16 protein-coding genes are annotated in these 15082 nt (G+C 43.9%); 4 read left to right on the top strand and 12 right to left on the bottom strand.

Annotated features, from left to right (window positions below):
• Positions 1 to 55: 55 nt before the first annotated feature.
• The 3 genes from E1163_RS10675 to E1163_RS10665 all read right to left on the bottom strand — a co-directional run bounded on the left by E1163_RS10675 (position 56) and on the right by E1163_RS10665 (position 1921).
• On the bottom strand, positions 56 to 610 hold the full coding sequence (locus E1163_RS10675; protein WP_185156045.1) for a hypothetical protein: 555 nt from the start codon (positions 608 to 610) through the stop codon (positions 56 to 58).
• The gene (locus tag E1163_RS10670) at positions 603 to 1136 is read right to left on the bottom strand and encodes an acyl-CoA thioesterase (protein ID WP_155171474.1); all 534 of its coding nucleotides are present in this window, start codon (positions 1134 to 1136) and stop codon (positions 603 to 605) included. The genes E1163_RS10675 and E1163_RS10670 overlap by 8 nt, the downstream gene beginning before the upstream one ends.
• Before the next feature lie 134 nt (positions 1137 to 1270).
• Entirely contained in the window at positions 1271 to 1921 is a 651-nt protein-coding gene (locus E1163_RS10665; RefSeq protein WP_155171472.1) for a protein-L-isoaspartate(D-aspartate) O-methyltransferase, read from the bottom strand.
• A gap of 174 nt (positions 1922 to 2095) precedes the next feature.
• Here E1163_RS10665 and E1163_RS10660 point away from each other — a divergent pair, with 174 nt between their 5' ends.
• The 3 genes from E1163_RS10660 to E1163_RS10650 all read left to right on the top strand — a co-directional run bounded on the left by E1163_RS10660 (position 2096) and on the right by E1163_RS10650 (position 3888).
• Positions 2096 to 2362: a hypothetical protein gene (locus tag E1163_RS10660; protein ID WP_155171470.1), complete on the top strand. Its 267-nt coding sequence runs from the start codon at positions 2096 to 2098 to the stop codon at positions 2360 to 2362.
• 8 nt (positions 2363 to 2370) lie between these two features.
• Positions 2371 to 3162, top strand: a complete 792-nt coding sequence (locus E1163_RS10655; protein ID WP_155171468.1) for an XRE family transcriptional regulator — start codon at positions 2371 to 2373, stop codon at positions 3160 to 3162.
• Between the two features lie 189 nt (positions 3163 to 3351).
• Positions 3352 to 3888 (top strand): outer membrane beta-barrel protein, encoded by a 537-nt coding sequence (locus E1163_RS10650; RefSeq protein WP_155171466.1) that lies wholly within the window; start codon positions 3352 to 3354, stop codon positions 3886 to 3888.
• Positions 3889 to 4020: 132 nt separating this feature from the next.
• Here E1163_RS10650 and E1163_RS10645 read toward each other — a convergent pair whose 3' ends face one another.
• The 7 genes from E1163_RS10645 to E1163_RS10615 all read right to left on the bottom strand — a co-directional run bounded on the left by E1163_RS10645 (position 4021) and on the right by E1163_RS10615 (position 12180).
• Complete coding sequence (locus E1163_RS10645; RefSeq protein WP_246223607.1) at positions 4021 to 5106, bottom strand: AMP-binding protein; 1086 nt, start codon at positions 5104 to 5106, stop codon at positions 4021 to 4023.
• A 5-nt stretch (positions 5107 to 5111) separates the two neighbouring features.
• Complete coding sequence (locus E1163_RS10640; RefSeq protein WP_155171464.1) at positions 5112 to 5474, bottom strand: hypothetical protein; 363 nt, start codon at positions 5472 to 5474, stop codon at positions 5112 to 5114.
• A gap of 4 nt (positions 5475 to 5478) precedes the next feature.
• Positions 5479 to 7944 carry a zinc-dependent metalloprotease gene (locus tag E1163_RS10635; RefSeq protein WP_155171462.1) on the bottom strand — a complete coding sequence of 822 codons (2466 nt, stop codon included), beginning with the start codon at positions 7942 to 7944 and terminating at the stop codon, positions 5479 to 5481.
• A gap of 68 nt (positions 7945 to 8012) precedes the next feature.
• Positions 8013 to 8837, bottom strand: coding sequence for a 1,4-dihydroxy-2-naphthoyl-CoA synthase (gene menB / locus E1163_RS10630; protein WP_155171460.1), 825 nt, complete (start codon positions 8835 to 8837; stop codon positions 8013 to 8015).
• Between the two features lie 15 nt (positions 8838 to 8852).
• Entirely contained in the window at positions 8853 to 10568 is a 1716-nt protein-coding gene (gene menD, locus E1163_RS10625) for a 2-succinyl-5-enolpyruvyl-6-hydroxy-3-cyclohexene-1-carboxylic-acid synthase (RefSeq protein WP_155171458.1), read from the bottom strand.
• Positions 10569 to 11753, bottom strand: coding sequence for an isochorismate synthase (locus E1163_RS10620; RefSeq protein WP_155171456.1), 1185 nt, complete (start codon positions 11751 to 11753; stop codon positions 10569 to 10571).
• Between the two features lie 4 nt (positions 11754 to 11757).
• Positions 11758 to 12180: a hotdog fold thioesterase gene (locus E1163_RS10615; protein WP_155171454.1), complete on the bottom strand. Its 423-nt coding sequence runs from the start codon at positions 12178 to 12180 to the stop codon at positions 11758 to 11760.
• A 49-nt stretch (positions 12181 to 12229) separates the two neighbouring features.
• Here E1163_RS10615 and E1163_RS10610 point away from each other — a divergent pair, with 49 nt between their 5' ends.
• Positions 12230 to 12859, top strand: coding sequence for a histidine phosphatase family protein (locus E1163_RS10610; protein ID WP_185156044.1), 630 nt, complete (start codon positions 12230 to 12232; stop codon positions 12857 to 12859).
• Here the strand turns inward: E1163_RS10610 and E1163_RS10605 are convergent.
• Positions 12844 to 14334, bottom strand: coding sequence for a tetratricopeptide repeat protein (locus E1163_RS10605; protein WP_155171451.1), 1491 nt, complete (start codon positions 14332 to 14334; stop codon positions 12844 to 12846). The genes E1163_RS10610 and E1163_RS10605 overlap by 16 nt on opposite strands.
• Before the next feature lie 2 nt (positions 14335 to 14336).
• A partial coding sequence (locus tag E1163_RS10600; protein ID WP_155171449.1) for a zinc ribbon domain-containing protein occupies positions 14337 to 15082 on the bottom strand: 746 nt, incomplete at its 5' end.

The following is a 15082-nucleotide window of genomic DNA, read 5'->3' as shown; positions in this document are numbered from 1 at the left end:
TAGAAGAACATATATTATTTTAAAATAAAATAATTAAAACCTGATATGGGTAAGATTATAGAAACATCTTTTGCAGTGCAGTCCAAAGAAGCTTTTTCTGTGTAGCATCACCCGCAATAGCTGCCAGCGAGGAGCAGTTCAGCACCTGTTTGCCGTTGTCCATGTCAATGATCTGGTAAGGGGGTAAATTGTCTTTAAACAACTTGCTGTCGTCAACACCGAATACTATGTATCTGGTGGCGTTGAATTTCAAAAGCGTTTCCTTGTTCAGGTCATCGTTTTTAGGGAAGTTGGCAATGGCTATGTCATTGATGTCAAGCTTAATAGCTCCAATGATTTTGCTCAGGAAGGCTTCATCCGTAGCGTTGATAAACTCTTCTGCGGGCTGGTCTACTATAACCAGTACCTGCCTGCTGTTGCTGCCCTTAAATACCAGTTCTTTCACTTGTTTTTGCTCAGGCTCTGGTTGGCCGTACACCTCGGTGGCTTCCTCTGCAACAGTTTCAACCTTCTCTTCTTTTGGGGCAGCCTTTGTGGCAGACAATTCCTCCCCGGGTATTACAAATACAGGCTCTGTTATAAAATGTTTTAGAAAACTATTGTCACCCATTGTTCTCCTCAAATTTGAATATTGATTTTAACTCAACGGCTTCTTCCGGCTTCATTCTTCCTGCAAGTACCAGTCTTAATTGTCTCCTTCTCAATGCTCCGGCATATAGTTCCTTTTCCTCGTCGGTTTCAGGGATGGCTTCCGGTACGTCTATGGGTTTGCCAGACTGGTCAACGGCAACAAAGGTGAAAAAGGCGCTGTTGCTGGCAAATTTCTTATTGCCGGGGATATCCTCGGCTTCTACCTGGATATGTACCTCCATAGATGAATTGAATGAACGGGTGACCTTTGCTTTTAGGGTAACCACATTGCCCAGTTGGATAGGCTTGCCGAACGATACATTGTCAACGGAAGCGGTAACCACTATCCGGTTGGAGTGCTTCTGAGCGGCTATGGCAGAAACAATGTCCATCCAGTGCATAAGCTTTCCGCCCATAAGGTTATTTAAGGTATTGGTGTCGTTGGGTAGCACAAATTCGGTCATGGTTACAAACGACTCTCTGACAAATTTTTGTTTTTTGGACATATATGGATGTTTGAAGTTAATGTAGTTTACGGTTCACTGTTTATAGTTCATAATTTACAGATCATAGTTCTCAGTTTATAGTTCAGGTGTTAGGTGGTAACTGTGAATCGTAAACTGAGAACTAAGAATTGTAATCACCGTCCCCAGCCTTCTTCTCCTTTCAAAGGTACAAAGCTGAAGAAATCAAACTCTTCTTTTTTTAGCTTTTTCTCATCTATCCGGGTGATCCTTAGCATCTTTTGCCTTTCGTTGTCACCTACGGGTATTATCAGGATGCCACCAATATTCAACTGCTTGATCAGACTGTCGGGTACTGATGGGGCACCGGCTGTGACTATTATTCTATCAAATGGGGCATGGCGGGGGAGTCCTTTGGAGCCATCTCCCTGGAAGAAGCGCGGCCTGTAGCCCATAAGCGGGAGAAATTTACGGGTTCTCTCATAGAGGACCTTGTTATACTCTATAGTATATACGTTGGCTCCCATTTCGAGAAGTACGCATGCCTGATAGCCGCTTCCGGTACCTATTTCCAGTACTTTGCAACCCTCTTTTACATTGAGTTTTTCTGACTGGAAGGCTACAGTATAAGGTTGGGAAATGGTCTGGCCTTCTCCGATAGGAAAGGCTTTGTCCTGATAGGCGTGTTCCAGTAATGCATTGTCAAAAAAGAAATGCCTGGGTACTTTCCCTATCGCTGCCAGTACCGCTTCATTAGTTATCCCTTTGCCTCTTAATATTTTGAGCAGAGAGCGCCTCATGCCCCTGTGTTTGTAGCTGTCTTCCATAGTTAAATTATTCCCGGTGTGAAGTTATAAAAGAATTTTAGCAGATAGAATTATCAGGGCAAAGATCAGGTAAAAAGTTTTTCATAGATCGGTTGGCTAAAATATTTAGTAAATGTATTTGGTTTGTATTTTAAAACTCTTTATTATTACTAAATAAATTAGTAAACGAGTGATATGGAACGAGATTACAAATTGAAACTGTACAGCAAAAGACTGAAATCAGGAAGATGTCAGATCAAATTTTTTGTTACTTCTTCTTCACAACCGCGCCTTTATGGTTATCTGCTGGCCGAGTCAGGATCAACGTTGAGGGAGGTGGTAAGCACGATTGAGCATGAAGTAAGATTTATTGAGGAAGGGGATAGTTATTATCATTCGCATTTATATAATTTAGCAGCGAGGCATAAACGCAAAGACCCTATTTTAATATTCAATAATTAAATCCAGATATGAGTCTTATCAGTGAAAATATCAAATACCTGAGGAAGAAGTTAGGTTTGACCCAGGAACAGTTTGCTGAAAGAATAGATATAAAAAGATCATTGGTCGGTGCATACGAAGAGGGGAGGGCCGATCCCAGGATAAGCAATCTTATACGGATGGCTAATGTTTTCGGGACTTCGGTAGATATCCTTATCAATAAAGACGTGAGCCGGCTGTCTGAAGAAGAGTTGAACGTAAGTAAATTTAAAAGGGGAAAAGAGGTGCTGGCGATTACTGTAGACGAACATCAGAGAGAGAATATAGAACTGGTTCCGCAAAAAGCTGCTGCGGGATATCTTAACGGCTATGCCGATCCTGAGTATATTCAGGAGCTTCCTAAATTTAAACTTCCAATCCTGCCCGGCAACGCTACCTACCGGGCCTTTGAGATTTCCGGTGATTCCATGCTTCCGATCCTGCCGGGTACTATTATTATAGGAGAGTATATTGATGACGTAAGGGATATCAAAAATGGTAAAACCTATATTTTGGTAACAAAATCTGAGGGCATTGTTTACAAAAGGGTTTTTAACTACATAAACGACAATGGAAAGCTGTTTTTGGTATCTGATAACCGGCAGTATGCCCCGTTCCAGATCGGTATAGAAGATGTACTGGAGGTGTGGGCCAGCAAGGCATATATCAGTGTCCAGTTCCCGGATGCCGACGACAGCAAAGAAGTTTCCACAGAGCAGTTGGCTTCAATTGTACTTGATTTGCAAAAGGAAATTATAAGGTTGAAAGAAAGTAAGAAGTAAAAGCGGTAACCTTTTACGGTTTATTTTGTCTTTTCTTTTATGCAATTCGTCTGTTGAAGGGCTGTATTGTTTGCCTAAAATGCAGGTTTTAACGAATCTATGTGTTATAATCCGTTTCTTTGGCAAATTAAGTTTGAATTAATGGACAAAAAAATTGAAATTTGACAACAACTAAAATCAATTAAATTCATGGACAGTATATTAAAGAAATGTTTATTGCTTGCCTTATTGTCTGGCGTAGGCTTTTTTGCAAAAGCTCAAGGGTTTGGACCAGACCCTGGTATGAAACAGATTAATTTTGGCTTAGGGGCCTCAGCGTATGGAGTTCCTGTTTATTTTGGTATGGATTTCGGAATTACTGACAAAATCACAATCGGACCAAGAATAAGTTACCGAAGCTATAGCGACCGTTATGGTTTTTTTGGAAATAGTTATAAAGTTCGCTACTCTGTTACTAATATAAGCTTTAGAGGTGACTACCATTTTGGAAACCATATCGATGGTTTACCCGGAGAATTGGATCTTTATGGTGGTTTGTCTGTCGGTTATACTATCTGGAGTGACAACTATAGTGGTAATGATGATTTCGATCTTGAAGAATCAAGAGCATTCATCGGAGTTCAGGCAGGTGCCAGATGGTATTTTCACCCGAATTGGGCTGCCAATGCAGAAGTTTCCGGTAGTTCATTATCTGGCTTAGAAGTAGGCTTATCTTACAAATTCTAATAACCAATAGAAATAATCATATTAAAAGCGCTCCATTTCAGCTATGAGATGGAGCGTTTTTTATTTAACAGCTCTGGAAACGCAGAATTGGAGAAGAATTCATAATTGAGACTAACAAAGGTATAAAATTACCTATGCTTTGTTCGTGAGGGTAAGGTGTTTTAAGGTTTCTCCTCTGTTGATCTTTCCCGTGGGGGTTTCTGAAAACCGGGATATGCCCAGGATGCTTTTGGGGACTTCATATTTATCTAATTTTTCCTGCAACCTGACAGCTATCTCTTCCTGATCCCTTTGAATACTTTCCGCTTCAATGATCAGGCATACCTTCTTGCCAAGCTTTTCATCCGGTAACCCTGCCACAAAAAATCTGTTTGAGAGAGCCAGCTCATCCAATATTTGCGCCACAACTTTTTCTACTTTTTCACTTTGTATTTTTACACCTCCACTGTTAATGGTGTTATCTGCTCGTCCCAACCACTCAAAATGGTGGTCATCTATCAGGTTTACCCGGTCGTTTGTTACCAACATTTCATGATTGGTTAGCGCTGACTGGATGGTAAGGCAACCTCTGGCATCGAGGTCTAGTTTCACTTCATCAAATGCGGTGAATGTGTCTGATCTTTCCGGACCGTTAAGCTTTTTCAAGGCTATGTGAGAGACTGTTTCTGTCATACCGTAGGTGGCATAAACCGGGGCGGAAATTTGTTGAAGCTTTCTTTCCAGTACGGTGCTTACCGGGGCACCTCCAACTATTATGGCACTCATTTTATTGAGGTGCTCTACTGCCTGCTTATGTTTGAGCATCTCCTCGAGCTGGAGAGGCACTACAGCGGTAAAGTCCGGTGAATGACTGATGCCTTCCAGTGGATTAGCCGCGGGGTTTACGGCTATGATATTCATGCGGTGGATCAATGCCCGGACCAGCATCATTTTGCCGGCTATGTAACCTGTATCCAGACACACCAAAGCCGTCTGGGCAGGTTTTAGTTGCAGCGCATGGATGGTTAAGCGGGCGCTGGTTTCCATCTGCTGCCGGGTGATACTAATAGACTTGGGTTTTCCGGTTGACCCCGAGGTATGGATATTAAAACTACTTTTGCCTGAAAGCCATTGCTGAATAAACTCCACGGTACTTCTTTCAAATGCATTTGACGGCTTAAACTGATCCGGCTTATGCCAGTCCATAATCTTACCGTTGATTTGAAGTACGGGTTCCATTTTGTTTAAAGTGCTTTTAGATCGTGTTCTAATCTATCGATAATGAAGTCCTTAATTTCTGATTTTTTACAGGCTTCGGCCACTTTCTTCAAGACTTTAATTGTTTTTTCTTTCAGCTCGGGAGTCAGGTGCTCTTTATACAGCTTAAACTCATGAAGGGCTTCATTGTAGGCATGCTCCAGGCTGGGGTGTACCTTTTCGTCAAGTATTTCAAAGCGGCTTTCTGCTGCCCATGCCTCAAACTTAAGCTCTTCCTCGGCAATTTCCATGAATGCCTTCTTTTCTTCAAGCCGGAGGCCGTCACCAGCCTTGGCTATAGCATAGGCCAGTTCGCCTATGGCTCTGTATATTTCTCTTTTTTCGAACATCGCCTTATGGTTTAGGGTCCAATATCTGATCAATGCGAGCCACCATATCATTCAGGTGATAGGTTGTCATTTTATCACTAATCCTTGATCTTCTGATCCTGCTTTTAAGTTCTGTTAGCTTTGCTCTGGCAAGGGATCTGATGTCTGACTGATCAACATTCACCTCTACACGTTGCATATATCTTCTCCAACGCTCTGGCACGGCGCGTTGTTCTGATGTCATCAAATATTCAAGCCGCTCCACGTAGGCCTTTTGAAGGGTTCTCCGGTAAACGTCGATAGGTTTATTATTTCTAAGTTCACTCCACAACCCGTTTTGAAGATCGTCCATCATATTGATTGCGGTATAGGTATCAGTGCCAAGAAAGGCTTCTGCCTCAATAAGCCTTTGGATGGTTTCGAAGCTTAGCAGGTCGTTCAGGTGCCTTACCTGCAAACTTCTTATTCTTTCTATTGCGCCGGCATGTTCTATTCTCCTCAGGATATCTTCTCTGATAAGCCAGTCAGGGGTTTTGAAAGCTTCGTTAAGCAGAAAGTTCATCGCCCTTTCCTGGTCCCTTTTTGGTACGCTCTGATAAACCACACCTGGTTGGTCATGGGTTTTGAGGGTTTCCACCACACCTCCGATATTGGCAGTAACATGGCCGATATACCTGCTCCAAACCCCGGTCAATTCCCCATATAACTCTTCCAGGTCATCATAATTCTCATTGTCTTCGGTGGTCCAGTCGATAAGGTTTGCGGCCACAATTTTCAGGTTAGACAGACCGTAGCTGCTGGCCTTGACCTGGTCTGCACCGATGCCTTCCGTTTGTGAGGTGGGATCAAAATCACCGTAGCCACTGCCAAACAGGTATTTCGGGTCACCAGATTTTTCTTTTATCCATTGATCAAGGACAGGCTTTTCCCGGGAGGATGATTTGGCTTCGGGAATTACCCTGTAGCCCCAGTTTATCGCGTAATGATCGTAAGGGCCGATCTGGCGTATAAACCTGATGTTTTCGTCACCGGGTTGGGCCACGTAGTTGTACCTGGCATAATCCATGATAGTGGCTGCAATGCCGTACTTTTGGGTGAAAGCTCCCGACCTTAGCGAGTCCGTTGGGTAGGCGGCACTGGCTTTCATGTTGTGAGGCAAGCCTAGTGCATGTCCTACTTCGTGAGCTATTACCATCCTCATCATTTCGCCGATTTCCTCCTCTGGAGTGTCCAAAGTACGGGCTTTGGGATTGGCAGCACCTGTTTCCAGCAAATACCTGTTTCTGTACGATCTCAGGTGGTTATGATACCAGATGATGTCGCTTTCGATGATCTCGCCTGACCGTGGGTCGGAGACGCTGGGCCCTATGGCATTTCTTGTGGTGCTTGCTACATAACGTACAATGGAATAACGCACATCTTCCGGGCTAAAGTCCGGGTCTTCCCATGGAGTAGGAGGGTCTTTGGCAATGATGGCATTTTTGAACCCTGCTGTTTCGAAGGCCTTCTGCCAGTCTTCGATGCCCATTTTAAAGTATTTTCTCCATTTCACTGGTGTTGCAGGGTCAAGGTAGTAAACAATAGGTTTTACTGGCTCTACCAATTCGCCGCGGGCGTAAGCTGCCGGGTCTTTAGGCTCCAGCCTCCAGCGCCTGATGAAGCTTTTGGAGTCTGCTTTGAGTGCTTCTGATCCATAATCTATCTGACTGACCGTGAACCAGCCTACCCGTTCGTCATACAGTCGCCCCATCATGGGCGTTTTCGGGAGCAGTACCATAGACTGGCTCATGATCATGCTGATGGTGCCGGTTTCCGTGTATGAAGGGGGCTCATCGGCAACATAGGTCATTTCATGCTTTACCTCAATATTGAGCGGGAAGCTTTTGGCGCTTTCTATGAATGATCTTTCTGTGTCAAGTTTTTTGATTTTGTATTCTTTGCGCATTTCTGATGACATAGCGCTCAGGCTCGGGATATCGGTAGTGAAAAGATCGGTGACATCAATAACCACAGAAGATGAGTCGGCGGAAAATGCCTTGATCTTAAAGCTTTTGAGTGTAGGGGCGTAGTTGTTTGATTCTACCGACTGATAGATGGGAAGTGAATCGCTGGCTACTGCATTGTAGGAGACGGATTTTAGAAGTATGTTATTGTTTTTCTTGTGCCACCTTACAACCTGCTCGCCTGTTTTTGTGCCGGCATTAATATACCCGCCGCTGAAGTTGGGTGCTATTTTTGAAATTCTGCTTATGAGCAGCATATCCCTGCCCAGAAGGGTGTCGGGTATTTCGTAATATACTTTGTCGTCATTTTGATGTATTAAAAAAAGCCCTTCGTCAGAGATTGTATTTTTAGTGACAATCTTGTCGTAGGGCTTAATTTCTTTTTTTTCTTCCTTTGTGGTGTCGGAAGGGGTTTGTGCTGCCTGCTTTGTTGTTTGACAGCCTATTAATTGAGTGATAGCAAATACTGCGAATAAGATTCTTTTCATGCTACCTAAACTACAAAATTAACAGGCTGCCATATACCTAAAAATGTTCCAGTGGCAACATAGTTTTATCAAGGGAACTTAGGGAACTTCTTGAAGTCAGGGTCGCGCTTTTCGAGGAATGCGTTTTTCCCTTCCTGTGCTTCTTCCATCAGGTAGAACATGAGTGTTGCATCCCCGGCAAACTCCATGAGTCCTCTTTGTCCATCGAGTTCGGCATTAAGTCCTCTTTTAATCATTCTCAGGGCCATTGGGCTTCTTTGCATCATGATCTTGCACCATTCAACGGTCTCATCTTCAAGGCTTTCCAAAGGCACTACTTTGTTAACCATACCCATGGTCTCAGCTTCTGCAGCGGTGTATTGCTTGCAAAGGAACCAAATCTCTCTTGCTTTTTTCTGCCCCACGTGCCTTGCCAGGTATGATGAGCCGAAACCTGCATCAAAGCTTCCTACTTTAGGGCCTGTTTGCCCGAATATTGCATTTTCGGAGGCGATAGTGAGGTCGCATACTACGTGCAGCACATGGCCACCACCGATGGCATATCCGTTAACCATGGCAATAACCGGCTTAGGCAGCTCACGGATGCGCTTGTGAAGGTCAAGTACATTGAGTCTTGGCACTCCATCTTCACCGATATAGCCACCGCTGCCTTTTACGTTTTGGTCACCTCCGGAGCAAAATGCTTTGTCGCCTTCTCCGGTGAGGACTACCACGTTGATATCTTGTCTTTCTCTGCAGATATCCATGGCTTCCAACATTTCTATATTTGTCTCGGGGCGAAATGCGTTATAAACTTCCGGCCTGTTGATGGTGATCTTTGCGATACCTTCAAAGAACTCAAATTTTATGTCGTTAAATGATTTAATGGTTTCCCATTTTCTCTTTTCTGCCATAGTTTTAGGTTTTATCTATTTAATATCTCTAAATGTGTTTTTAAAAGCTTTTAGTGTTGCAGTATTTTCCTCACTTGAGGTTTCAAGTTCCAGTATCTTTGGCCTGTCGCTATCTTCAAAGAACTCTTTCAGGTAATTCGTCAGCTTGCTCCTTTTGTTGCAGTGGAGGTATTCAAATCCGAATTCTTCCGCAGTCAAACGCGCGGTGAGCTTCTGTCTGGTTTCAAAATATTCTTCAAGCTCCGGTAGTTTGTCCGGGCCATTGATGATCCTGAATATACCTCCTGCATGGTTGTTTACCAGTACGATCCGAAGGTTTTTCATATCGTAGTTGTGCCAGAATGCATTTCTGTCGTAGAAGAAAGCCAGGTCACCGGTTACCAGTGTGTTGAGTCTTTCGGAAGTAAGGCAATGGCCTACGGTGGTGCTGTTGCTGCCATCTATGCCACTGGTGCCCCTGTTGGCAAATACCTCAACGGTAGGGTTTTGGAGTCCGCAGAAGTTGGCATACCGTACGGCCATGCTGTTGGCCAGGTGTAAGTTGGAGTGATCAGGAAGGGCATTGATGACTTCCCTGATAAATTCAAATTCACCGAAAGGCTCCTGCGGAAAAAAGGTCTGTAGCAACCGTGACGATTTTCTTTCCTCAATTTGCCAGATATGGTAGTAATTCTCCTGCTTCTGGTTGTCAAAAGTTGGTGGCAGCTCAATTTCTGCTACTTTTTTGAAAAAAGTCTCAGGTTCTATTCTTATCACCCTGGTAAGGGATTTGAAAGTGTCTGCTACATATCCGCCGGCCTGGATGTGCCAGTGTTCCTGGGGCTGATATTTTCTCAGTAGCAACTTCACATTTTTTGAAATGGTTGAGTTGCCAAAGGTTACCATTAATTCCGGTTGCAGGCTTTCGTGAAGACCATTTTTATCCTGACCCAAAAACAGGTCGGCATGCCTGATCAGATCTTCTACAGGGTGCAGGTTGGAAATAATATCTCCAACCACAGGGATTTTCTGCTCTTTAATGATCCTGCTGAGTGGAGCAGTAAGTCTGGTGTCGACGTTATTCTGACCGCCAATGATGAGGATCCGGTTAAATTTTTTCCATTTCTCCGTTAAGGTTTCCCATTCCCTGCTGCTCAGGTCTTTGGTTGAGCTGGTTTCGGCAATGGTTTTAATATTTTCATCAAACCTGATCTCGGCATTGTCTTTCGGATAAAAAGGCTCCCTTAAAGGCACATTGATGTGTACAGGCCCGGCCGGAAATTCTTCGGCAGTATTTATGGCTTCTGATATCAGGCGTTGTGCATGCCATTGAGCATCAGCGTGGTCAAGGTCTACGGGGAGGTTGTAACTTTTTTTAATGTGCTTGCCGTATAGCTCAGGTTGCCTGATGGTCTGGCCATCGAGCTGATCTATCCATTCCGGTGGCCTGTCTGCGGTGATTACCAGTAGCGGTATACGCTGGAAAAAGGCCTCAGCAACGGCAGGAGCATAGTTATAGGCGGCTGACCCTGAAGTGCAGACCAGTACGGTGGGCTTTTTCAACTGTTGGGCAATACCCATCCCTATAAATGCGGCTACCCTTTCGTCTGTAATGGTGCGGCAGTTTATCTTCGGGTGCCGCGTAAATGCAAGTGTAATAGGGGCACACCGGGAGCCTGGTGACAATACGGCCTGGCTGATCCCGTGCTTGCTACAGATTTCGGCGATATTGTAGATCGGTTGCAGGTTCAATTATCTGATGATGTTTAGCAAAGTATTCATTTTAATTTCTGTCTCCGTCCATTCTTTTTCAGGCTGGGAATCTTCTGTAACGCCGGCACCGGCAAATACAGTAGCCTTGTTATCTTCAATATGCATGCATCTCAGGTTTACATAAAGCTGCGTGCTGCCATCGAAGTTGGCCGGGCCCAGATAGCCTGCAAAGTACTTCCTGTCGTAGTGTTCATGCTTGATCAGGAATTCCCGGGCCGGTTCCAGAGGCATGCCGCAAATGGCAGAAGTAGGGTGGAGCAGCTTCAGCATAATCTCCCCAAGGTCAGGAAAGTTTGTGGCTACCATATCTACTTTGTATTCTGTTTTCAGGTGTAGCAGATTTCCGGCTACTACTGTTTTCGGTCCCAGCTCTTCGAACTCCCTCAGCCTGATCTTTTTGAAGCAATTAATAATATACCTGCCAACCAATGCCTGCTCTTCAATTTCTTTCTGGGTCCATGCTACATTGGACAGAGAGGTGCCTTCTTCATATTTTTGAGTTCCTGCCAGTGCCACACTTTTGAAAACATTGTCTTTAACGCTGATCAGCAATTCCGGTGTGGCCCCCATCCAGACACCTGCCTGAGGTACAAACACCAGGGAAATAAAAGCAGATGGGTATGCTTTGGCCAGTCTTAAAAAATTGTCGCCCACATTCAGAGGACGGTCAAATGTGATTTCTTTCTTTCTTGAGGGCACCACCTTTTGGAATTTGCCCTCTTGTATGGCTTTAACGGAGGTACTTACTAATTGAATAAACTTATCCTTATCACCCGTGGTGTCAGATATTTTGATGTCAGAAGCTACCGCTTTGGTAGCCTTTTCCTTTTCCAGAAAGTTGAGGAATTTTTCTGTTTTTGTACTGACGTTATAGTCGGGTCGTGTGGTTATCTTATGGCTTCCGAGGTTGATATGCAGGTCGGCTTTTACCAGATAAGCATCACTTGAAGTTTCAAACGGTGCAAATACAAAACCGGATGCTTTCGTCTCCAGTGGGTCGGAAGTAGGTTTTAACTCTGCTGAGAAATCAACGATCAGTTGAATGTCATCCTCCCCGGGAATTCTCCAAACTGCCACTGCTCCACCTTCCTTTTTTCCAAAAGCGACAGCATTGTTAATGACTTGCGCTATGGGTTGGATCTTTATTTCTTCTGAGATTGTCAAATTTCTATTTTTTTTGTTCCAGAACTGCCATCGTTATTCTGCTAACGCAAACCAGTTCATCCTGTTCGTTGGTAATCCTTATTTCCCACACCTGTGTTGACTTACCGATGTGTATGGGGGTTGATTTTCCAAAAACATAACCTGATCGAACTCCTTTTAGATGATTGGCGTTGATTTCAAGCCCTACACAAAAATATTTGGAAGTGTCTATCGAGCAGTGTGCCGCCACACTTCCCAGGGTTTCGGCCAGGGCAACACTGGCGCCGCCATGAAGCAAACCGTAAGGTTGATGGTGCCTGCTGTCCACCGGCATTTTTGCGGTTATGTAGTCCGGGCCTATCCCTGTAAATTCAATGCCAAGATGCTCCATCATGGTGTTCTTGTTCATTTTATTGATGTCATCGAGGGTTAACTCCGGATTGATCATGCTAATTGGTAAAAAAGGTTATTTTTGCAGGCCAAAAATACAGACAAAATTGAAAAGCAAAAAAATATATTTGATACGGCACGGACAGACCGATTATAACCTGAAAAAAATAGTTCAGGGTAGCGGTATTGATGCGCCGTTGAATGATACCGGTAAGAAACAGGCTGAAAGTTTTTACAAATCTTTTCAGGATATCCCTTTTGATAAAGTTTACACTTCCACCCTCCAAAGGAGTATCCAGTCGGTGGAAAAGTTCATCGAAAAAGGTATTCCCCATCAGGCGCTTAGTGGTTTGAATGAGATTAACTGGGGTACCCGTGAAGGTATAGAAATTACTCCGGAAGAGGATGCCTACTACCATGATGTGATCTATCAGTGGCAGAGTGGCAACATTACTTTGCGCATAGAGGGAGGCGAGAGCCCCCAGGATGTGTATGACAGACAAAAAGAAGCCCTTGAGGTAATATTATCGCAAAAGGACGAGGAACATGTGCTGATCTGCATGCATGGCCGGGCTATGCGTGTATTGCTTTGCCAGATGCTCAATTATCCGCTCCATTGCATGGACTTGTTCTCACATTCCAATTTATGTATGTATAAGCTGGTTTATACAGGTGAGATGTTTTTGATAGAGAGCTTTAATGATGTTAAGCACTTAAACGGCTATTGTTCTTCATAGCCTGCCAGGGCTGCCTTGGCTTTGTTGTCCAGGCTTGCTTTGTACTCATGGTTTTTGTAACCTAATACTTCATTGAAATAGTGTTTGGCCAGAGAAATGTCTCCCATTTGATGGTAAATGTACCCTAGTTGCAGGCAGGAATTCGGGGCAAAATACCAGGTTTCCCCCGAAGTTTCATTGATCGTTGCAGCATACAATTTAATAGCATCTTCCGTATCGCCGGTCTTATGTAGTAGGCGGGCCTTTCTGTAGGTGAATTCAACCTTATCCTTTTTGGAAGAGAAAGTATAGTCTTTGGCTGCCAGAGTTTTTGCTGCTTCATAAAAACCGCCATCTGTCAGCAGCCTTATTTTCATAATAGTTTTGTTCGGGAATTGGGGCTGCCCCAGGCTTTTTGAGGCATGTTTGTCTGCTTCAACCTTGGTTTGGCCGGTTTGCTGTGCTTTTAAATGAGCGGCTATAGCCTTGCTCTCTTTGTCGTTCAGCCAGTAAGCCAGGAATAGTTTGTATTGTGCGTCCTTGGTGAAGTTTCTCCCTTTGGTGTTTTTAATGAATTCAGAGAAATAGGTTTCAGCTAACTCATAGTCGCCTTTCTGGAGGTGTATTTCTCCGGCCAGGTAGTTCAGAAAGTTAAATTCAAGGTAGCCTTCCTTTAGTTTTTTGAGGTTTTGATAGGTGTCCAGGGCCGTTTGGCTTTGACTGTTTTTAATAAGCAGGGACATGTACAGGTAGCCGAAAAGCAAATTCTTCTGATTATTGGCGTACATGACTGAGAAGTCTTTAACAGCCTCATCACCATGGTTGAGTAGGTATGCTTCGAGCAGGTAGCTAACTACCTGGGCTTCCTTGCTGAAGAAGTGGTCCGATTCAGCCATTTTTTCAATTTCGGAAAGGCCTTGTTTGACCGAACCCTGCATGCCCAGCAAGCCGATCAGCCATTGGTGCCGCTCCGGAACTGAGCCGATCATTACATGAAGGAGTCCCATGGATTTGTAGTTAGGGAGAAAATCAGGGTGTTTTTTGGTGTTGGTATCGATCAGTTTGTAGGCCCGGCGAAAATCCCAGGCGGAGGTCCATTCATAACCCATTTTCAGGTTTACAAAGGCACGCTGAAGGTATAGCTCGGCCAGGTAAAAATTTTTATACCCGCTGTTGGTTTCCAGTGGTTCAATTAAATCAAGCCGGTCGTCAAAAGCATCTTCATAATCCTCAAAAAGGGAGGGGTCTTCTGTGATGATCAGCCGAATGGACTCGCTCAGGTTTTTGAGGTAAGCAGAGGCCGGGCGTTTATCGCTCAGCAGGGGAGTAGCTTTGTCCAGTTGAAGGGAGATGATATAATTATAGGCCTGCTTTTCTTCTTTGTTGAATTCCCAGTCAGTGCCATTGCCCAGCAGGGAAACCGGGAATATAAAGCATAAAAAAAGGTAAGCGTTGAAACTTACCTTTTTTAAAAGTATGTGTTTGTTTAAAGCCAATATTATGCTTTTTTCTTTCTTCTCGTAGTTCTCTTAGGCTTCTCTTCGGTCATAGACTCCATGTCTACGTCCGCTAAAATCCTGCCTGAGTGTTCGTCAATTACAATCTTTTTCTTTTCTCTGATCTCAGCGATCTTTTGAGCAGGGATTACAATGTTACAACCTTCTGCAGCTCCTCTTTTTACAGTTACCACGGCCAGGCCGTTTGAAAGATTAGCCCTTAGTTTCTCGTAGTATTTAAGAAGTTTAGGCTCAATTTTCTTGGTAGCTTTTTCTCTGTCGCTCCTCAGTTGGCTTTCTTCCTCCTGGCTGTCTTCAAGAATCTCTTTTAGCTCCTGTTGCTTGCTTTCCAGATCAGCACCTCTTTCATCAATTAGCGACTGAATGCCGTCAATCTCCTCTTTCTTTCTTTCGATGGCTTCCTGTGCTTCTCTGATTTTCTTTTCCAGTATCTGGATTTCCAACTCCTGCAACTCAACTTCTTTGGTAATAGCGTCAAATTCGCGGTTGTTCCTTACGTTGTTTTGCTGTTCGTTGTATTTCTGGATCAGTTTTTCTGCTTCTTTGATCCCGGCTTTATTATCCTTTATAGATTGTTCCAGCTCTTCCAGTTCGGTATTAAACCTTCCGTGTCTGGTCTTGTACCCTTCGATTTCGTCCTCAAGATCCTGAACTTCATCAGGAAGGTCTCCTCTTAATTTGATTATTTCGTCAAGTTTCGAATCAATAGATTGTAATTTTACGAGAG

This window comes from Fulvivirga kasyanovii (genome assembly GCF_009711405.1).
Taxonomy (GTDB): domain Bacteria; phylum Bacteroidota; class Bacteroidia; order Cytophagales; family Cyclobacteriaceae; genus Fulvivirga; species Fulvivirga kasyanovii.
This window is presented reverse-complemented; position numbering and strand designations above follow the sequence as displayed.